Raw genomic sequence first — 19,090 nt, 5'->3', positions numbered from 1 at the left:
GACCCCGCCGCCGCGCACCGTGCCGCGGTGGCACCGCGACCGCGACGAACCGGATCGCGTCGTCGCCACGGGCGTGCTCGCCGCGGTCGGAGCGCTCGTTGCCCTGTGGCCGTTCACCTCGGTGATCACGCCGGGGGCCTGGTCGTTCACGGTCGTGCTGATCGTGGTGGCCGTGGTGGGCACCGGGATGCTCGTCCGTCACCTCCTCCGCCGCCGGCGCGCGGGACTGGGCGACCTCGGCGCGCTGCTCGCCCAGGTCGCGGTCGCGGTCGCCGTGCTCACGCTGCTGCTCGCGGGCGACACCGCGATCCTGGGGGTCGTTCCCACCGCGACGACCCTCGCGGTGTTCCAGGGCCTGGGGGCGGCCGCATGGGAGCAGATCGTGTTCGGCTCGGCGCCGCTCGACGCCTCCCCCGCACTGGCGGGTGCCCTCGGTGCGGGCTTCGCCGTGGTGGCGATCCTGCTCGACCACCTGGTCGCCCAACGCTCGGCCGTGCTCGCCACCGTGCTGATCGGCGTGATCGGCGCCGTGCCGATGATCGTGACCTTCGGCGACCCGAACGTCGCCTGGTTCGTGGCCCTCGCGCTCACGGCGCTGCTGCTGTTCCGGGTCACCGCGCAGCGCGACGGCTCCTCTCCGCGCCGGAGCTCGCTGTCGGTCGCCGTCGGGGTCGGCGCGGCCGCCGTCGTCTCCGCGCTCGTGGTGACGCCCGCGCTGCCCGTCGCCCCCACCATGGCCGGCACCGGCGTCGGCGTGACCGTCGACGCGTCGCTGCGCCTCGGCGACGACCTGCGCCAGCCCAACCCGGTCGAGGTGCTCACCCTCGCCACCGACGCCGCCACCGCGCCGTATCTGCGCCTGACCACGCTGTCCCGCTTCGACGGCCGTGTGTGGCAGCCCGACCGCGGCGACCTGCAGTCGCAGGCGGACGGCTTCGGGGAGCCGGAGTGGAGCGAGGGCGTCGCGACCGAGGACGCCACCACGTCCATCCGCATCCTGCGCATGTCGAGCGCCTGGCTGCCGGTGCCGTACCCCGCCACCGACGTGTCGGGATTGAACGGGTCGTGGCGGGTGGCCCCCGAGAACCGCACGCTGTACTCGCGTCGGTCCGACGCCGCCGGCAACGACTACACCGTGAGCTCCACACGCGTCACGCCGACGCTCGAGCAGATCCGTGCGGTCGACGCGGCCCCGCCGCTCGCGGATCCCGACATCGAGGACGTCGAGCTGCCCGGGATCATCGGCGAGCTCGCGGCCGAGGTGACCGCCGACGCGGACACCGACTACGACCGGCTCGTGGCGCTGCAGAACTGGTTCCGCGCGCAGTTCGACTACTCGCTGGAGACGCCGGTGGAGGAGGGCTTCGACGGCACCGGCGCCGACGCCGTCGCCCGCTTCCTGGAGGAGCGCTCCGGGTACTGCGTGCACTTCGCCGGCGCGTTCGCCCTGATGGCCGAGAGCCTCGACATGCGGGTGCGGATCGTGGTCGGGTACCTCCCCGGTTCGCTCACCGACGAGAAGCGCGGAGACGAGTCGATCTTCTCCGTGACGAGCGACCAGCTGCACTCCTGGCCCGAAGTCCTGTTCCCCGGCATCGGCTGGGTGTCGTTCGAGCCCACCGCGTCGCTCGGCGTTCCGACGGCGTTCCGCGCGGGCGAGGCCCAGGGCGGTGCGACCGGCGGGATCACGGAGCCCGCGCCGACCACGGCGCCGCAGACGCAGGAGACGCAGGGCCCCGACGTCGACCGGGGTGACGCGGACCCCGGGTCCGCGGGATCCGGAGAGCTGCGCCGCCTCGACCCGACCCCGGTCGCGCTCGTGACGCTCGGGGTGGTCGTGCTGCTCCTGCTCCCCGGGATCGTGCGGCTCATCGAGCGGCGGATGCGGATGCGTCGCGCGGCCCGAGGCGACGCGGCCGCCGCGTGGGCGGAACTGCGCGACACCCTGCTCGACCTGGCGCTGCCGGTGTCGGACGCCGACAGCCCCCGTGCGCGAGCCGCCGCCCTCGCGCGCGACCGTGGCGCGGACGCCGCAGCCCTGCAGCGCCTCACCACCGCGGTCGAGCGCGCCAACTACGCCCGCCCCGGCGCACAGGGGACCGACGATCTCGCGGAACCCCTGCGTGCGGTGCTGTCGAGCCTGCAGCACAGCGTCGACGGCCCGACCCGGGTGCGCGCGCGACTGCTGCCGCGGTCGCGGTACGCCCCGCGCGGAGCGGATGCGGCGCTGCTGGCCTGAGCGCCCCCGCGGGTGATCAGGACGCGGCGGCCTCGGCGGGGTGCGCGGCACAGCGCACGGTGTCGCAGTCGTCGCACACGACGAACTGCGCCCGGCACGAGAGGTCGGGGCAGTTCGCGGTGCGCTTGGTCGCGGCGCCGCAGCCCGCGCAGCGACCGATCACCCGGGCGTGATCGCTGAAGTCGACGGAACCCCGGCCGTCGAACACGTACAGCGAGCCGTCCCACAGCCCGTCGTCGCCGAACTTCTCGCCGTAGCGCACGATGCCGCCCTCGAGCTGGTACACCTCGCCGAACCCGCGGGCCGTCATCAGGCTCGACAGCACCTCGCAGCGGATGCCACCCGTGCAGTACGTCACGACGGGCTTGCCCTTCAGGTCGTCGTAGACCCCGGAGTCGAGCAGGTCCACGAAGTCGCGCGTGGTCTCGGTGGCGGGCACGACCGCGCCGCGGAAGCGCCCGATCTGCGCCTCGAGCGCGTTGCGACCGTCGAAGAACACGACCTCCTCGCCGCGCTCGGCCACGAGCTCGTGCAGCTGTTCCGGGGTGAGTCGCGCTCCGCCGCCGACGACGCCGCGCTCGTCCACGCGCAACTCGCCGGGCGCCCCGAACGACACGATCTCGTCGCGCACCTTCACGCTCAGCTTCGGGAAGTCGAGGCTGCGGCCGTGCTCGTCCAGCCCTGTGCCCTCGCTCCACTTGAGGTCGACGTCGCGGAACGGCGCGTACGACCGGAACGAGCGCGCCCACTTCTTGAGTGCGGGGAGGTCGCCACCGAGGGTGCCGTTGATGCCGTCCTTCGAGATCAGCAGTCGTCCCCGCAGTCCCAGCGCCTCGCCGAGGTCGCGCTGCCACACCCGTATCGCCTCGGGATCGGCGAGCGGGGTGAAGGCGTAGAAGAGGACGATCTTGGGGGTTGCCACCCCGGAATCCTACGTCGCCGACCTGACCGCGGCCGGGGTCAGAGGCGGTCACGTGACGTCGCGGCTCAGGAACGCGAGGCTCCCCCCGCCGACGGCCGCGAGCACCCAGGCCGCCGTCAGCCCGGCCGGGAGAAGGCCGTACAGCTGATCGCCCGTGGAGAGCCCGACGGCGGTCACGTCGAACCCGAGGGTCTGGAGGAACGCGAGCAGCGGAAGACTCGCGGCCCCGGCGCTCCAGAACAGCGCGACGAGCGTCGCGACCCCGAGCGACAGGGACGTGACGAAGAGCGCGACGAGGTGGGCCTGGACGATCATCCCGATCCCCACTCCCCACAGGCCGGCGACGGCACCGAGCGCGAGAGTGGCGCCCACCGCCGCTGCGTCCAGGGGAATGCCGCCCATCGTGGCCCACAGCACGACGTGGCCGCCGAGGAGTGCGACGAGCGCGACGGCCGCTCCCCCGATCGCCGACGTCGGCAGCCGGACCAGAAGGACCGCCCACCGCGGCAACAGCATCAGACGCTGCGCGATGACGCCGTCGCGCCGATCGACCGTGTACCGGAACGAACCGTAGACCGCCGCGAGAACGGCCGCGGAGGTCGCCAGGACGGTGTGGAGCGGCGCGGTGAGGGTGTCACGGACACCGGCAGGGGCATCCGCGAGCTCTGAGGGAATGCTCGCCGCGAGCGGGAGCGAGATCACGAGCGCCGCCACCGCCGCACCGAGCAGCACGAGGTCGCCGCCGACGTCGCGCGCCTGCGCACGCAGAGCCCGACCGATCACGCGACGGCCCGGCGTCCTCGCGCCCACGCGATCCCGACCAGACCGCCCGTCCACACGAGCGCGACGCCCAGCGCCGGAAGGAGGTCGAGCAACCGCCCCTGATACGCGGGGGCTCCGAGCGCGGCGAGGACCATGCCGGGCGAGTACCTCGCGACCTCCGGCGCCGTCCGCAGCAGCGCGAACTCCACGGCCAGCGGATAGGCGAGGAGGATCGCCGCCGTCACGTAGTAGTTCCGGGTGATCCAGCCGATCGCACCTCCGAGGAGAGCGCCGAGGACGGCGCCGACGAGCGCGCCTCCGTACATTCCCCAGGCGTCGTCGCCGAGGACGAAGGACTGCCCCTCCCGTGTCAGGAGGATCGCGGCGGCCGCCGTCCAGAGCACGCAGATGACGAGAGAGGTGCCGACGGCGACCAGCGCCCCCGCCACGAGCTTGCCCGCGAAGGCGCGCCGGAACCCCACGGCGACGAGGGTCCGGTCCATCGAGCCGTAGTAGTACTCGCGGGTGACGGTGTAGGCGCCCACGAACGCGGCCGAGAGGGCCGTCCAGGCGAGGGGCTGCAGAACCTGGAGTGTCGCGGCGGCGGGCTCGAGGCCCGCGAGGTCGAAGTGCGAGCCATCCGAGCAGAGAACGTACACCGGCAGCAGGACGGCGACCAGGAAGATCGCGAGCACGGAGAAGCCGCTCACCGAACGCAGCAGCTCGCTGCGAATCACCGACGTCACGCCGACACCCCCTCGATCAATTCGAAGTACCTGCTCTCCAGCGACTCGGCGTCGCTCGTGACGAGATCCCGCAGCGGCCCCGCGAACAGGGCGCGACGCTTGAGCACGACCACCTCATCGACCACCTGTTCGAGCTCGGGAAGCTGATGGCTCGCGATCAGCACCGTGCCGGCACGGTCGGCGAAGCTCCGTAAAAAGCCGCGAAGCCAACGAATGCCGTCCGGATCCAGCCCGTTCGCCGGCTCATCCAGGATCAGTGTCCGCGGCGAGCCGACGAGCGCGGTCGCCAAGCCCAGTCGCTGCGCCATCCCCGTCGAGTAGGTCTTGACGCGGCGGCGGGCGTCGGGCGCGAGTCCCACCTCGTCCAGCACCTCATCCACGCGCTGCGACGGAGCCCCCGCCGCCAGCCGGGCGATCTCCAGATGCCGTCGCCCCGTGATGCCCACCTCGAACCCGAACCCGTCCATGTGGACTCCGACGTGCGTCGCGGGGTTCTCCAGCGACGCGAACGGGCGGCCGTCGATGAGGCACTCCCCCTCCGTCGGTCGCAGCAGCCCGACGATCGCTCGGAGGGTGGTCGACTTACCCGCCCCGTTCGGGCCGAGCAGCCCGACGATCGACCCGCGCGGCACCCCGAATGAGAGCCCATCGACCGCCGCCCGATGGCCGTACCTCTTGGTGAGCCCTCGGACCTCGATCGCCCGATCCTTCCTGTTCATCCTTCTCCTACCTTTCGTCCATGAGAGTCGACAACGGCTCGGTCACTCCCGCCGTCCAGAGCGCGTGCCACAGATCGGTCGTCCCCAGATGAGCACGCGCCTGCCCGGTGCCCGGCGGGGCTGGGTGGTCTGGGGATAACTCGACGACGCCGATACTCACCGCGGCGACGGAGACGTCGGGGGCGGACACCGGGACCAGCGCGTCCAACGGCACCGTCACCGGGGTCGGGGACCGGTGCACGACCGTCCCGGTGCCGATCACCGCGCTCCCGAGGATCCCGCTGGTCATCAGGTCGACGCGGGTGCCGTCGGGGATTCCGGAAGCGCGTCCTCCTCCGGCCTGCACGAGCGACATCCGGCCGTCATGCGTCCAGAAGCCGAGCGTGACCGTGCGTGGCACGGGGATCAGGGCACCGGCGATGACGACAGCGCCGGTCATCACGGCGAGCACGGTCGCGAATCGGACTCGGGACACTCCGGCCCGGAGCACGCGCACGAGCGCCCGAAGCACGATCGTCAGCCCGGTGATCGCCACGATGACCTCCAGAGCGAGCGTGAGGACGGAGAGCACCGGGCCGCCCGCGGTACCCGCCTTCGCCACCCGTGCAACAGCGAGGAACACCAACACGCACGGCGTGAACAGGCTCGCCAGACCGAACGGCACGCTCCACCACCGCGGCACTCGCTTCTCCGACCGCCCACCCCCGAAGAGGAGCCGGACCAGGCGGTCCGAGGCATCGCGGATCGTGCGTTCGCGCAGATTCGGCTCGTCGAGAGCACTCATGAGCGCGATGTATCCGTCGAAGCGCACGAAGGGGATGAGATTGATCAGGACGATGAGGACGCACGAGACACCCGCCAGCAGCACGGCCTGACGAAGCTCGGACGGCGGGAGCGCGAGAGCGGCGACCAGAGCGACTCCGGCGGCCACCACGTGCACGGCTGGTCCGGCGAGGGCGACCGACACGCGTTGCCCACGGTCGCGGAGACGCCAGCCGTCGGTCACATCGACGAAGAACGCGGGAGCGAGATAGAAGATCATGAAACCGGCCCGACGGGGCGTGCCGCCGAAGCCGGTGAGTGTGAGGCCGTGGGCCGTCTCGTGGAGCAGGGTGAGCAGCCCGAGCGCGATGACGGTGCCGAGGAGGGCGGCCAGCGGCACCGGTGTCACGACGACCCGGACGACATCCGCCGCCTGAAGAAGGGCGGCAACAGCCCCGAGCCCGGCCATGACGACGGGGATCAGCATCACCCTCTTGGGAAGCGACGGGAGCAGACGGTGCAACCGTCGGAAGAGCTCGGGCGCACGCAGGGTCGCGACCTGCAGGGTGAGCGGGGCACGATACGACAGCCGCCCCGGCGGGATTCTTCCTGCGCCCTCCAGCAATCCGCTCGCTCGGAAGCGCTCGACGAGTCGAAGGAAGCTCTCCGAGGACTCGGACGGTGCGAAGCGGGTGCGGAGGACGTGGAGCGGTGTCTCGCCGTCCATCGCCTCCAGCAGATCGACGACGGAGCGCGAGACCCGCGACGTCGGTACGCCGTGCACGGACGCGACCCACACCGCGTCCTCCCCGACACGTTCGAAGGAGACGTCTGCGGAGCGCACGGGACGGTCCTCGGCACCCAGCGGGGCGGTCCCGCGAAAGCGCTGCCGGTGGGGCGGCTCAGGCGACGGCATCGTCAGCCGCGATCGTCGTGGAGGAAACCGCGGACGTCGTCACCATCACGATCTCCGCACCCTGCGGAGACCGTACGGGAGAAACGTTCGGTTCCTCGAACCCGGCGTCCGCGATCTCACGGCAGATCTCATCCAGGCCGAGAACCTGCAGGCGGCTCGTGAACACCGTCACCCTTCCCCCCGGTACCAGATCGTCCGCGCGCAGCCAGTTCACGAGTCGGGCGGAGCCGTCGTCCTCGATCTGCTGGCTGAACAGATACCTCTCCGCGCCATCCGGCCCCGGGACCCAGATCTTCTCGGTCCTCGTCACGCGCAGTTCCGCTTCGGCGATGGCCCCCGCCAGCGTGAATGCGAAGAGACCGCCCGGAGCGAGGTGCCGCCGAACGGCGGCGTACAGCGCAGCGCGGTCTTCCCCGTTCAACAGGGTGAGAGAGGTGGCACCGAGGATGACCAGGCGGAAGCGTCGCGCGAGCGTGAAGTCGCGCATGTCCGCCACGACGCACTCCACGGCGGATTCGCCCGGGAGGACGTGCCGCACGAGGGCCAGCATGTCGGCCGACAGGTCGAGCGCGATCACGCGCCGGCCCGAGCGCACCAGAGGGATCGTGAGCCGTCCGCTTCCCGCCGCGAGGTCGAGGATCGGACCCTCGGTCTTCCGCGCGAGCGCGAGCACCTCCCGGATCTCGGCACGATCGGAGCCGACGAGCCGTTCGTAGAAGGTACTGCCCGCAGCCGCGTACAGGTCCTCCGGCACGGCGTGCGCGCCGACCGCGCGGAGCCGTGCGGCCACCGCCTCCGTGATCAGATCTGCCATTCGTCTTCGCCTTCCCGGTGTGAGCGGGCGCGGGCCCCCGCCTGCGGCCCGCACCCTTCTGTCAGGTGGCGATCGCCACCGCCCCGCCGATGATGGCGATGATGTAGCTGGCGTGCTCCCACCACTCCATCGGTGTGTCGAGTTGCTCGAGCTCCACGAACTCGATCGATGTCTTCTGCACTGTGCACCTCCTTGGGCACTCGTCCGAGTGCGTCTCCTACGTCAGAGCGAGGATCCCGATGATCACTCCGACGGCGAAACCCCGCATGAAGTCATCGCTGTCGTTGAGCGCGTCCATGGCCTCGAGTTCTGTGAACTCGAGCGTCGGCGTCGCAGCGTGCATGCTCACCTCCCTTCGCTCTCTCCCGCCGTCAAGTCAGATCACGTGGCCATCGCCGCGCCCGCACCGATGAGGATCAGAGCACCGATGACGCCCTTGTAGAAGCTGTCCCAGCTCGGGGCCTCCATGGGATCCAGCTCTTCGAATCGGATGCACGTGTCACTGCGTGGTTCCATCTCGTTCACCTCCTTCCTTCGTCGATCGTCCGGCTTTCGCCGCTGCGTTTCGGGCTCCATCTGCCGTCGCCCAGCACAGCGCGGAGGTCTCCCGCGTCGAGCCCGTGGAGCATCGGCCGACGCCCGCCCCACGACTGCTCGGCGGCCTCGGCGATGCTGTGCAGGAGCGCTGCGGCCGGCCGGGGCGGACTCGGAATCCGCCACCGCTCGAGCAGCGCGTCGATGCCGTCCGCCGGGTCGAGGGGAAGGGCCACCGCGTGAGCGACACGCGCCCAGAAGTCCGCGAGACTCTCCCGGTCACCCCAGCGCGCGTCGCCCGCTCCGATTCGGCGCCAGACCCCGCCGATGACCGCCGCCGTCGCAACCATCTTGCGCACGCCCAGGTGAGAGGAAACCTCGTTCGCCAGATACCAGTGCCGCGCGCTGAAGGGATCGCCTCCACGCAGCGCCGCGCTGCGCTGCGTGGCTCCGCTCAGACGCGCGAGGCGCTGTCTCCCCGAGGGCGATCCGGCGTCGTGCGCCGCGGTCTCGAGCAGGGCCCTTCCGAGAGCGACGGCGTCGCTGTCGGCCCTCGGGCTTCGTTGGACGCTGGTCGCCGCACCCGCGATGCGCAGGAACGCCTCCAGCGCTCCCTCGCGCACCGCACCCGGGCTGAGGGTGGAGAAGTTCCACGGGTCGACCAGGGCGTGGCGGGGGCGGAGGGCGCGGCCGACGATCAGTCGAGAGCCCCGTTCGTTCGTGAGGATGCCGACGCCGTTCGTCTCCGACGAGGTCCCCAGCGTCGTCGGCACGGCCACGAGGTCGACGGGCGGGAGTGCGTCGGGGAGGACGGTGAGCGCGGACAGCCGCGCGTGCCCGATGGCGTAGTCGAGGAGATGACCCCGGGCGAGCGCGAGCGCGGCGATCTTGCCCGCGTCGAGGATGCTTCCACCTCCGACGGCCACCACCACCTCCGGCGGGCGGTCCATCATCTCGCGAGCGATCGCGACGACCGCTCTGACATCGGCGCGCCCGGTGTCGAGTGTCCGCGTGCGCACCGAGCGTCCGGTGGGAAGCGGGAGCACCGCGGCCGGATCTGCGATGACGAGCGCCTCACGCCCTGCCGTCAGCTGACGCGTCATCCGACGGGCGATCCCCGGTCCGTGCCAGAGAGTCGGAACGCGACCCGCGAATCCGCTGGTCATGAGAGCGCCCCACGTGCCTCGGCGAGGCCGGCGCGGACGGCGGTGTCGACCTCTCGCAGCTCCGGCGCGCCGAAACCGTACGCCGGGATCAGCTCGATCGCACTGGGCCCCGGATGCACGACGACACCGTGATCGGCGATCGCGGAGACGACCCGCAGGACGGCGGCTCCGGAGAGCGCCTGTCCGTGCTCGTCACGAAGGGCAAGCCCGACGAAACACCCGCGACCGGTGCTGTCGGCGATCAGCTGCTCCGTCTTCCACGACCGCACCAGGTTCTGCAGTTCGACGGCCAGCGCCTGTGTCGCCGACTCCACGTCGATACGACGCAGCTCATCGATCACGGCGAGGATCGCTGCCGCGCACATCGGGGTCCCCGCTTGCGTCTCCCCGTGCACGAACGTCCATCCGCCGTCTGTGAATGCGACGGCGATCTCCCGCCCCACCAGGAGTGCGGCGGCCCCCATCGCGCCGTTGGTCAACGCTTTCGACAGGATGAGCACGTCGGGTGCGGCGGGCCAGGTGTCGGTCGCGAACATCGTGCCCGTGCGGCCGAAACCCGTCGCGACCTCGTCGGCGACGACGAGGAAGCCGTACTCCTCGCGCAGGGCGAGAAGGCGATCGACGAACGCGTCGGAGAGCGCGTGCGCGCCGCTGCCCAGGATCGGTTCCACGACGACCGAGGCCACCCGCGAGCCCTCCCGTGCCATCAGGGTCGCCAGCTCCTCACCGTCGTCGTGCGCCGACACGTGCCGCACGGAGCGGCGGTCGACGGCGTACACGGACTGCAGGAGATCGTCACCGCTCAGGGCGTGACTGCCGTACATCGTGCCGTGATAGCTGCCGCGGAGGCCGACGCTGATCGTCCGGTCCCGGCGCCCCTTCTGCGCCCAGTACTGGCGGACGAGTTTCATGGCTGCGTCGTTCGCCGCCCCGCCGGAGGTGGAGAAGATCACGCGGCGGTAGCGGAGCGAGCCGGCGAGGTCGATGAGAGCGTCCGCAGCGTGTTCGGCGTAGCGATGCGGAGCCCGGAAGAGGGAGAGATACGAGGCGTCGCGGCTCGCCCGACTCACGGCTTCGGCCACGGCAGGGTTGCCGAAGCCCAGCGGGACGTTCCACAGCCCGCTCGTCGCACAGAGCCGCGTCGAGCCGTCCGCGAAGGCAATCCGATGACCCGCGGCTCCGACCGCGACCCGGTCCGGCGTGAAGGTCGTGTCCGCCGGCAGCATCGAGGTCCAGAGGGCGTGCGGCGCGCTCACCGCACGGCTCCTGTCGTCGAGGACGAGTCGACGGCTCGCCGCCCGCAGTGCACGCCGAGCGCATCGATCGCTTCGAGGCAGAGCGAGAGCGCCTGGGACTTCGGCACCTCGAGCTGTCGCGCCACGCGCGCGGCCGCACTCTCCGTATCGCTGGACGTCTGCGTGACCGCCACGACCCTGGCCGTGCCGGGGGACAGCAGCTGCCGGCGCCGCGTCGTGAGATCCGCGAGCAGAAACCCGTTCCCCGTCTCGAGGAGAAGCGGATCGGCGGTCCGGGGTTCGGCATCGCAGAGCCCGTCGTCGAAGGGCGTCCAGCCGAAGCCCGCGATCGCCGCGTCGGTGCTCGCGAGGGAGAGGGTTCTCATCAGCTCCAGTGCCGTGAGGTATCGCCCGACCCAGCCCCGCGTGCGGAGGTCGTCGAGCACCCTGTCTCGGGGCATGACTCCGCCCACCAGGGCGGCCCCCGGCAGCGCTGCAGCGAGAAGAGACGGCAGCTCGGTGACCGCACCGACCACCTCGCCCTGCATGCCCGCCGAGACCCGCCCGTCGCTGCGGACGCGGACGGCACTCGGACGCATCAGCGCTACGGGAGAAGCGAGCGCGACGCGGTCCGCGAGGAGCACGCGGGCATCGAGCAGGGCGGCGGGAAACACGCCGGTGCGTCGAGCGAGCTCCGCATCGTCGAGGAATGCCCGCCAGCTCGTCTCATCGGAGAATCCGACGGCGATCGGTCCCACGATCTGTACGAAGGCCGCCGCGATGTAGTCCTGGCGCTCGACGCCGTGCGGGCCGAGGAACAGCTCATCGCCGACGTCGTCCCACCCACCCCCGTAGCGGATGACCTCGGCGTGGGTGTCGCACGGCTCACTCCCATCCGGCAGGAAGACCGCGTCGCGGCCTTCGGCGGCCGCCAGGACCTGGTGGGCGGGGGCGTTCCGATCCACGAAGAACACCCGCGAGTAATAATGGCGCTCACCGGTTATCCACTCGCGCAGAGCGCGCGCACCGAAGATCTCATCGCCCGACATCAGGGCGTCCCTCTTTCTTGCGCTCGCATGATTCCCCCGGGGTGCGACCTCCCCAGTGTCGATCGCGTCCTCACTTGAGGTTATACAGCACCCTCGTGAGGTGCAATATTACACATCTGCCTCTTCGGATGACGTCCCCGGGCCCGGTCACGCGCACCACATCGCATCGGATAGGATGGACAGGTTGTTCCCTGGTGACGTGTCCGAGCGGCCGAAGGAGCACGCTTGGAAAGCGTGTGTTGTGCAAGCAACCGCGGGTTCGAATCCCGCCGTCACCGCCAGAAAGCCAGAAGGGTCTCCGCGCCAGCGGGGGCCCTTCTGGCTTTCTCCCGAGCATCGTGGGATTCGGGGAGGAGTGAGCGCAGCGAGCACCGGAGTCCCGCCGTCGCCGCCAGAAACGAGAAGGCCCCCGCCGTTGCGGGGGCCTTCATCGTCGGATGGGGAGGCGTCAGCGCGCCCCGGCCTCGTCGTCGAAGCGCACGCCGTAGGTGATGCCGCCGGGGGTCTCCGCGAGACGGGTCATGCCGAGCCGGTCATAGAACGCCGCCGCACCCGCGTTGGCCGGATCCATACCCAGGTGCAGGGCGGGCACACCGCGGCGGCGGAGCTCGTCGAACAGCGTCTCCACCAGGCGCCGCCCCATCCCCTGCCCCTGCGTCTCGGGCAGCAGGTCGATGTGCAGGTGGGCCGGGTACGCGGCGGCGTGCGGCTCGGCGCCGGGCTCGCGCGTGTAGGCGTAGTCGATCAGGCGGCTCTCGCGTCCGTCCACGGCCTCAGGGCGCGGGTAGCGCTCGTGGAACGGAGGCCACCACACGTCGCGGAACCAGGCGTAGAACGCGTCGGTGTCGTCGGTCGCGACGAGGTAGCCGATCGCCCGGCCGTCGTCTCCCTCCACGACCCACGCGAGGTCGGGGTGGCGCTCCACGTACGGCACGGCGAACAGCGCGCCCCACAGGTCGTCGTCCGACAGGATGCTGGTGGCGTCACCGCCGGCATCGGCGGTCTTGAGACAGATCTCGTACATCGCGGCACGGTCGGTGGGCCGGTAGGGGCGGATACGCGCCACGGAGCACTCCTCGGGTCGGGTCAGGTCTGGCTCAGCCTATCGGCGCGGGCGGCACGGTCCGCCACGTCGGCGCGCACCCACGGCAGCAGCCAGGCGGCGAGCGCCAGCACCACACCCGCACCGACGAGAGCACCGCCGAGCGTGTCCGTCGCCCAGTGCACCGACAGGAACGTGCGCGACAGCGCCATCGCCAGCACCCAGACCGCTCCGGCGATCGCCGTCCAGACGCGGGGGAAGAGGACCCAGACGACCACCGCGATGGTCGCGGCGTTCGCGGTGTGCCCAGACGGGAAGGAGCCGTAGTCGCTCACCACGAGCATGTCGTCGGGACGAGCGCGCCCGAAGATGTTCTTCAGCAGCTGCACCGCTCCGGCACTCGCGAGGAAGCAGATCGCTGCGAACAGCGCCCCTCGCCAGCGCCGCAGCAGCAGGAGGATCAGGATCGCCAGGAGCGGGACCCCGAGGATGGCGACCCAGCCGCCACCGATCCAGTTCAGCACCAGGGCGAAGTCGAGCATCCAGTCGGCACGGATGCGCACGATCGTCTCGTTCCACCACCGGTCGAACCCGAAGGTCTGCGGGGAGGTGAGCACGACGACCGCGCCCAGTGCGGTGGCCAGGAGCAGGCAGGCGACGCCCCACCAGAGCAGCATCCGTCGATTCATCGTCCTATTCTGACCGATGCTCGTGCGACCTCAGGGCGTCAGCATGCCGACGGTGCGCGGGCGCACCACGAACCACAGGGCGAGGATGCCCACCGCGGCGCAGCCCACCATGACCGAGGCCATGGTGGTCGCGGTGATCCCCGCGTCCTGCGAGATCCAGCCCACCAGCGGCGAGATGAGCCCCGCGACGCCGAAGTTCGTCGCGCCGATGATCGACGCGGCGGTGCCTGCGGCCTTGCCGTGACGGTCGAGCGCGAGCACCTGCACGTTCGGGAACGTGAAGCCGCAGGCGGTCATGAACACGAACAGCGGGATCACGGTCCCCCACAGGCCGAGGCCGAGCTGGTCGGTGATGACGATGGCGGAGGCGGCGAGCAGCAGCACCGCAGTGGAGTACGCCATGACCCACTGCGGCCCGAAGCGCGCGGCGAGGCGCGACGCGGTCTGCACGCCGATCACGACGCCGAGGGAGTTCACCGCGAACAGCAGCCCGTACTGCTGCGGGTCGAGCCCGTGCGTCACCTGGAACAGGAACGGCGACGCCGACAGGTACGAGAACAGGCCGGAGAACGTCATGCCGCCGATCACGAGCACCCCGAGGAACACCCGGTCGGTCAGCACGGACCGGTACCGCTCGCGCATGGTCGCGCCACCGGGGTCCTTGCGTCGCGCGACCGGGAGGGTCTCCCGGATGAACAGCACCGTCGACACGAGCATCACCACGCCGTAGGCCGCGAGCACGCCGAAGATGCCGCGCCAGGGCATGAGCGTCAGCAGCCACGAGCCGATCAGCGGCGCGATCACGGGTGCCACGCCGGACACGAGCGCGAGCCGCGAGAGCATCACCACCAGGCGTCGCCCGCCGAACAGGTCGCGCACCACGGCCATCGCGACCACACCGCCCGCCGCGGCGCCGATGCCCATCAGCACCCGGGCAGCACCGAGCAGCGGCAGGTCGGGGGCGAACGCGGCACCGAGGCTGGCCAGCACGTGCAGCGCGGTCACGGCGATGAGCGGAGTGCGGCGGCCGATCTTGTCGCTGAGCGGTCCGACGATGAGCTGACCGAGCGCGAAGCCGATCATGGTGCCGGTCAGGGTGAGCTGGATCGCGGCGGCCGTGGTCTGGAAGTCCTCCTCCAGCACGGGGAACGCGGGCAGGTAGAGGTCGATCGTGAATGGCCCGAGGGCCGTGAGGGCTCCGAGCAGGATGATCGTGAGCGTGCGACGTCCGAGCGGGATCGCGTCGCCCGGGTGCAGCATGATCGGCGCGGTGGCCGGGTTCGATCCGAGCGTGCGGATGGCGCCGGTGGGCGACGAGGTGCGGATGCTGCCGGTCGCGGTGCGTTCGGGCGCGGGCCCGGGGGTGGTCGGAGTGCTGTCGGTGCGAGGGGCGTCGGACACGAGGTCCTTCCAGAATCGGCGGAGCGTGGTCGAATCGATTCGGCCAGGGGAACCCTTCATGCTACCGTCGCCGCCTCGTCCAGCGGGACGGCAAACGCACCCCCGGAGCGCTCCGGGGGTGCGTCGTCGATCCCTTATGGGGAGTGCTGAGGCCGGTCAGCCGAGGCGCGCGAGGCCCTCCTCGAGATCCGCGATCAGGTCCGCGACGTCCTCGATGCCGACCGACAGCCGCACCACGTTCTCGGGCACCGCGAGCTCGGTCCCGCGCACCGAGGCGTGCGTCATCTCCGGCGGGTAGCCGATCAGCGACTCGACCCCGCCGAGCGACTCGGCCAGCTGGAACACGCTCGTGCTCTCCGCGAACGACCGCGCCGCCTCGGCACCGGCCGCGAGCCCGAGCGACAGCATGCCGCCGAAGCCGCTCATCTGCCGCGCCGCCACCGCGTGACCCGGGTGCGACGACAGGCCGGGGTAGTACACCTCGGCGAACTCCGGTCGCGCGGCCGCCCACTCCGCGATCGCCTGGGCGTTCTCGGAGTGCTGCCGCATGCGCACCGCGAGGGTCTTGATGCCGCGGGTGGTGAGCCAGGCGTCCAGCGGCGCCGAGACCGCACCCACCGCGAACTGCTGGAACTTGACCGGCTCCACGAAGCGGTCGTCGCCGAACACCACGGCCCCGCCGAGCACATCGGAGTGCCCGCCGAGGTACTTCGTGGTGGAGTGCACGACCAGGTCGGCGCCGAGCGCCAGCGGCTGCTGCAGCGCGGGCGACGCGAACGTGTTGTCCACCACCACGAGCACCCCGGCCGCGTGGGCGATCTCGACGATCAGCGCGATGTCGACCACCTTCAGCAGCGGGTTGCTCGGCGTCTCCAGCCAGACGATCCGCGTCTCGGGGCGGATCGCCGCCCGGAGAGCATCCGGGTCGGACAGCTCGGCGGTCGTGGTGACGATGCCCCACGGCGCCAGCACCTTCGTCAGCAGACGGTAGGTCCCGCCGTAGACGTCGTTGCCGAGCAGCACGTGGTCGCCCGGCTTCAGGATGCCGCGCAGCAGCGCATCCTCCGCGGCGAGCCCCGACGCGAACGACAGCGCGCTCACGCCGCCCTCCAGAGCCGCGAGCTGCGTCTCCAGCGACGACCGCGTCGGGTTGCCCGCGCGGTTGTACTCGTAGCCGTCGCGGAAGCCGCCGATGCCGTCCTGCACGTGGGTCGAGGACTGATAGATCGGCGGGATGATCGCCCCGGTGGTCGGGTCGGGCGCTTGGCCCGCGTGAATGGCTCGGGTGGCGAAGGCGTGCTCGGACATGCCCTCAGCCTACGACCGGGCTTCGCGCGCCGACGGCCCCTGTTACGCCCCGCGTCAGCGCGACAGGTACGCCAGCAGGTCCTGCCGGGTGAGCACCGTGTGCGGCTTGCCGTCTTCCGTCACCAGCAGCGCGTCGGCCTCGGCGAGGGCCGCCCTGGCCTGCGCGACCGGCGCGTGGATGCCGACCAGCGGCAGCCGCTCCCCCACGTGCGCACCGACGGCATCGCTGGGCTCGGCGTCGCCGCGGAACAGCAGGTCGAGCAGGCCCTTCTCGTCGACGGTGCCCACGACCTCGCCCATCATCACGGGCGGCTCGGCGCTCAGCACGACGAGCTGCGACACGTCGTACTCCGTCATCATGCGGATCGCCTCCAGCACGGTGTCGGTGGGATGCGCGTGGACGAGGTCGGGCAGCCCGTGTCCCGTCCGCGACGGGCGGGCGGCCAGCACGTCCGCGACGGTCTCGCCCTCCTCCACCTCGCTGAAGCCGTACGAGCGCATCCAGCCGTCGTTGAAGATCTTTCCGAGGTAGCCGCGCCCCCCGTCGGGCAGCAGCACGACCATCACCGCCTCCGCGGGCAGGTCGCGGGCCACCCGCAGGGCGCCGACCACGGCCATGCCGCTCGACCCGCCGACGAGGATGCCCTCCTCGCGCGCCAGCCGTCGAGTCATCGCGAAGGCCTCGGCGTCGCTCACGGCCACGATCTCGTGCGGCACGGAGGGGTCGTAGGCGCCGGGCCAGATGTCCTCCCCCACGCCTTCGACCAGGTACGGCCGCCCGGTGCCTCCGCTGTAGACGCTGCCCTCGGGGTCGACGCCGACGATGCGCACGCGGCCGTCCGACACCTCGCGCAGGTAGCGGCCCGTGCCCGTGATGGTGCCGCCCGTGCCCACTCCGGCGACGAAGTGCGTGACCGCGCCCTCGGTGTCGCGCCAGATCTCCGGCCCGGTCGTCTCGTAGTGGCTGCGCGGACCGTTCGGGTTCTCGTACTGGTTCGGCTTGAACGCCCCGGGGATCTCCCGCGCCAGCCGGTCGCTGACGCTGTAGTACGACTCGGGGCTGTCGGCGGCGACCGAGGTGGGCGTGACCACGACCTCGGCCCCGTAGGCGCGGAGCACGTCGATCTTGTCCTCGCCGACCTTGTCCGGCACGACGAACACGCACCGGTAGCCGCGCTGCTGGGCGACCAGGGCGAGGCCCACCCCGGTGTTGCCGCTGGTGGGCTCGACGATCGTGCCGCCGGGGGCGAGGTCGCCGTTGGCCTCGGCCGCGTCGATGATCCGGGTCGCGATGCGGTCCTTCGCCGAACCGCCGGGGTTGAGGTACTCGAGCTTGACGAGCACCGTGCACGCGATGCCCTCCGTGACGCGCTGGAGCTTCACGAGGGGCGTGTCGCCGACCAGGTCGACGATCGATTCTGCGTAGGCCATGAGCCCAGAATACGGCGGCACCACGGCGCCCACGCGGGTGTGACGACGACGCCGACGAGCCGCCCGTCGTGGCGGGTATACCGGGTGATCGCCGCTGCGATGCTAGCCTGCCCGCGCGGCGGGGAGTCCATCGGAAGCGGCGGGGACCCCGTGAAGGAGCACCACCATGTCCATCCGACCATCGAGCCCCTGGATCCGCGCCGCCGCCGCCCTGGCCCTCGGCTGCCTCCTGCCGCTCGCCGCGGCCACCGGCGAACAGGCTCTCGCCGCGAGCGGCTCCCCCACGCGACCGGCCACCCGCGACGCCGGCACCTCCTCCGACCGTCATCGCCACGAGCCGCTCATCATCGCCCATCGCGCGGGCACGGCCGACTACCCCGAGAACACCCTGGAAGGCATCCGCGGCTCGCTCGACGACGGCGCCGACGGACTCTGGCTCACGGTGCAGCTGTCGAAGGACGGCGTGCCGGTGCTGTACCGCCCGGTCCACCTCGCCGCGAACACCGACGGCACCGGCACGGTCGCGGAGCACACCGCCGACGAGCTGACCGGGTTGAACGCCGGCTGGAACTTCCACCCCCGCGGCAGCACCGACACGCCCTACCGCTCGGGTGCGGCACTGCTGCCCACCCTCCGCCGGGCGCTGGCCGAGGTGCCGGCGGATCGACTGCTGTTCCTCGACCTCAAGCAGGCGAACCCGGAGCCGCTCGTGCAGGCCGTGCTCGCCGTGCTGCGCGAGACCCGTCGCACGGCGAACACGGTCGTGTACTCCACCGACGCGGTAGCGAGCGGCGCGGCCAGGGCGGCCGGAGACGTGCAGGTCGCCGAGGACCGCGACCTCACGCGCGAGCGGCTGCTCGAGATCGCCCTGGCCCACCACTGCGACGCGCCTCCGGCCGCGGGGACGTGGATGGCGTTCGAGGACCGGCGGACGGTCGCCGTGAGCGAGACGTTCACCTCCGGCACCGCGACGACCGAGGTGGAGGTGACGCCGTGGGACCGCGAGTCGGTCGCGTGTCTCGACCCGAAGGACCGCGTGAACCTGATGGTGATCGGCGTGACGGGCGCGGAGCGGTACCGCGAGCTCGGCCGTCTGGGCATCGACGCCGTGCTGGTCGACTCTCCCCGCGACGCGGTGGCGTGGCGAGACGGCCGCTCCCGCTGAACCGGCACGGGTATGACCGAAGGGGCCGGGCACCTGGTGGTGTCCGGCCCCTCCGTGTGCCCCCTCGGCTTCGGCTTCTGTTCCTCCTCACGACCGCGGCGGGTGCCGCGGCGCGTGTCCGTGGCGGTTATCGCGGCATGGTGAGTGCGGCGTCGAAGGTGAGGTCGGGTGTGCCGCGGTAGTTGGCGTG

19 protein-coding genes and 1 tRNA gene are annotated in these 19,090 nt (G+C 71.5%); 3 read left to right on the top strand and 17 right to left on the bottom strand.

What is annotated here, in order from left to right:
• Positions 1 to 2,239: transglutaminase family protein (locus DW297_RS16035; RefSeq protein WP_240744656.1), on the top strand; the 2,239-nt coding region annotated here is incomplete at its 5' end.
• A gap of 16 nt (positions 2,240 to 2,255) precedes the next feature.
• Here the strand turns inward: DW297_RS16035 and trhO are convergent.
• The 12 genes from trhO to mpaB form a co-directional block, all read right to left on the bottom strand.
• Positions 2,256 to 3,161, bottom strand: a complete 906-nt coding sequence (gene trhO, locus DW297_RS16030; RefSeq protein ID WP_136034226.1) for an oxygen-dependent tRNA uridine(34) hydroxylase TrhO — start codon at positions 3,159 to 3,161, stop codon at positions 2,256 to 2,258.
• 48 nt (positions 3,162 to 3,209) lie between these two features.
• Positions 3,210 to 3,944: a hypothetical protein gene (locus tag DW297_RS16025; RefSeq protein ID WP_136034234.1), complete on the bottom strand. Its 735-nt coding sequence runs from the start codon at positions 3,942 to 3,944 to the stop codon at positions 3,210 to 3,212.
• Positions 3,941 to 4,669: an ABC transporter permease gene (locus DW297_RS16020; protein WP_136034224.1), complete on the bottom strand. Its 729-nt coding sequence runs from the start codon at positions 4,667 to 4,669 to the stop codon at positions 3,941 to 3,943. Before DW297_RS16020 ends, DW297_RS16025 begins: the two co-directional genes overlap by 4 nt.
• Positions 4,666 to 5,388, bottom strand: a complete 723-nt coding sequence (locus DW297_RS16015; RefSeq protein WP_136034221.1) for an ATP-binding cassette domain-containing protein — start codon at positions 5,386 to 5,388, stop codon at positions 4,666 to 4,668. Before DW297_RS16015 ends, DW297_RS16020 begins: the two co-directional genes overlap by 4 nt.
• Positions 5,389 to 5,395: 7 nt before the next feature.
• Positions 5,396 to 6,994, bottom strand: coding sequence for a daptide biosynthesis intramembrane metalloprotease (gene mpaP, locus DW297_RS16010; protein WP_136034220.1), 1,599 nt, complete (start codon positions 6,992 to 6,994; stop codon positions 5,396 to 5,398).
• Positions 6,995 to 7,052: 58 nt separating this feature from the next.
• Positions 7,053 to 7,880, bottom strand: coding sequence for a daptide-type RiPP biosynthesis methyltransferase (mpaM, locus tag DW297_RS16005; RefSeq protein WP_136034218.1), 828 nt, complete (start codon positions 7,878 to 7,880; stop codon positions 7,053 to 7,055).
• A 61-nt stretch (positions 7,881 to 7,941) separates the two neighbouring features.
• Entirely contained in the window at positions 7,942 to 8,061 is a 120-nt protein-coding gene (gene mpaA3 / locus DW297_RS19390; RefSeq protein ID WP_308194330.1) for an MpaA3 family daptide-type RiPP, read from the bottom strand.
• Positions 8,062 to 8,097: 36 nt separating this feature from the next.
• Positions 8,098 to 8,223: an MpaA2 family daptide-type RiPP gene (mpaA2, locus tag DW297_RS19345; protein WP_275092302.1), complete on the bottom strand. Its 126-nt coding sequence runs from the start codon at positions 8,221 to 8,223 to the stop codon at positions 8,098 to 8,100.
• Between the two features lie 38 nt (positions 8,224 to 8,261).
• On the bottom strand, positions 8,262 to 8,396 hold the full coding sequence (mpaA1, locus tag DW297_RS19340; RefSeq protein ID WP_275090549.1) for an MpaA1 family daptide-type RiPP: 135 nt from the start codon (positions 8,394 to 8,396) through the stop codon (positions 8,262 to 8,264).
• 5 nt (positions 8,397 to 8,401) lie between these two features.
• The gene (gene mpaC / locus DW297_RS16000; protein WP_136034216.1) at positions 8,402 to 9,580 is read right to left on the bottom strand and encodes a daptide-type RiPP biosynthesis dehydogenase; all 1,179 of its coding nucleotides are present in this window, start codon (positions 9,578 to 9,580) and stop codon (positions 8,402 to 8,404) included.
• Positions 9,577 to 10,836 carry a daptide-type RiPP biosynthesis aminotransferase gene (gene mpaD, locus DW297_RS15995; RefSeq protein WP_136034214.1) on the bottom strand — a complete coding sequence of 420 codons (1,260 nt, stop codon included), beginning with the start codon at positions 10,834 to 10,836 and terminating at the stop codon, positions 9,577 to 9,579. The genes mpaC and mpaD overlap by 4 nt, the downstream gene beginning before the upstream one ends.
• Positions 10,833 to 11,864: a daptide biosynthesis RiPP recognition protein gene (mpaB, locus tag DW297_RS15990; protein ID WP_136034211.1), complete on the bottom strand. Its 1,032-nt coding sequence runs from the start codon at positions 11,862 to 11,864 to the stop codon at positions 10,833 to 10,835. Before mpaB ends, mpaD begins: the two co-directional genes overlap by 4 nt.
• Positions 11,865 to 12,057: 193 nt before the next feature.
• Between mpaB and DW297_RS15985 the strand changes: the two genes are divergently transcribed.
• A tRNA-Ser gene (locus tag DW297_RS15985) sits at positions 12,058 to 12,145 on the top strand.
• A gap of 167 nt (positions 12,146 to 12,312) precedes the next feature.
• Here the strand turns inward: DW297_RS15985 and DW297_RS15980 are convergent.
• The 5 genes from DW297_RS15980 to DW297_RS15960 all read right to left on the bottom strand — a co-directional run bounded on the left by DW297_RS15980 (position 12,313) and on the right by DW297_RS15960 (position 17,735).
• Positions 12,313 to 12,930, bottom strand: coding sequence for a GNAT family N-acetyltransferase (locus DW297_RS15980; protein WP_205828314.1), 618 nt, complete (start codon positions 12,928 to 12,930; stop codon positions 12,313 to 12,315).
• Positions 12,931 to 12,950: 20 nt separating this feature from the next.
• Positions 12,951 to 13,595 (bottom strand): phosphatase PAP2 family protein, encoded by a 645-nt coding sequence (locus DW297_RS15975; RefSeq protein ID WP_206252914.1) that lies wholly within the window; start codon positions 13,593 to 13,595, stop codon positions 12,951 to 12,953.
• Positions 13,596 to 13,625: 30 nt separating this feature from the next.
• Complete coding sequence (locus DW297_RS15970) at positions 13,626 to 14,996, bottom strand: multidrug effflux MFS transporter (protein ID WP_378802686.1); 1,371 nt, start codon at positions 14,994 to 14,996, stop codon at positions 13,626 to 13,628.
• Between the two features lie 156 nt (positions 14,997 to 15,152).
• A complete protein-coding gene (locus DW297_RS15965; protein ID WP_136034209.1) occupies positions 15,153 to 16,304 on the bottom strand; it encodes a cystathionine gamma-synthase in 1,152 nt (383 codons plus the stop codon).
• A 54-nt stretch (positions 16,305 to 16,358) separates the two neighbouring features.
• Positions 16,359 to 17,735 (bottom strand): cystathionine beta-synthase, encoded by a 1,377-nt coding sequence (locus DW297_RS15960; protein WP_136034207.1) that lies wholly within the window; start codon positions 17,733 to 17,735, stop codon positions 16,359 to 16,361.
• A gap of 166 nt (positions 17,736 to 17,901) precedes the next feature.
• Here DW297_RS15960 and DW297_RS15955 point away from each other — a divergent pair, with 166 nt between their 5' ends.
• The gene (locus DW297_RS15955; RefSeq protein ID WP_136034205.1) at positions 17,902 to 18,900 is read left to right on the top strand and encodes a glycerophosphodiester phosphodiesterase family protein; all 999 of its coding nucleotides are present in this window, start codon (positions 17,902 to 17,904) and stop codon (positions 18,898 to 18,900) included.
• The last annotated feature ends 190 nt before the right edge of the window (positions 18,901 to 19,090 follow it).

The organism is Microbacterium sp. PF5, assembly GCF_004794315.1.
GTDB classification, from domain to species: Bacteria; Actinomycetota; Actinomycetes; order Actinomycetales; family Microbacteriaceae; genus Microbacterium; species Microbacterium sufflavum.
This window is presented reverse-complemented; position numbering and strand designations above follow the sequence as displayed.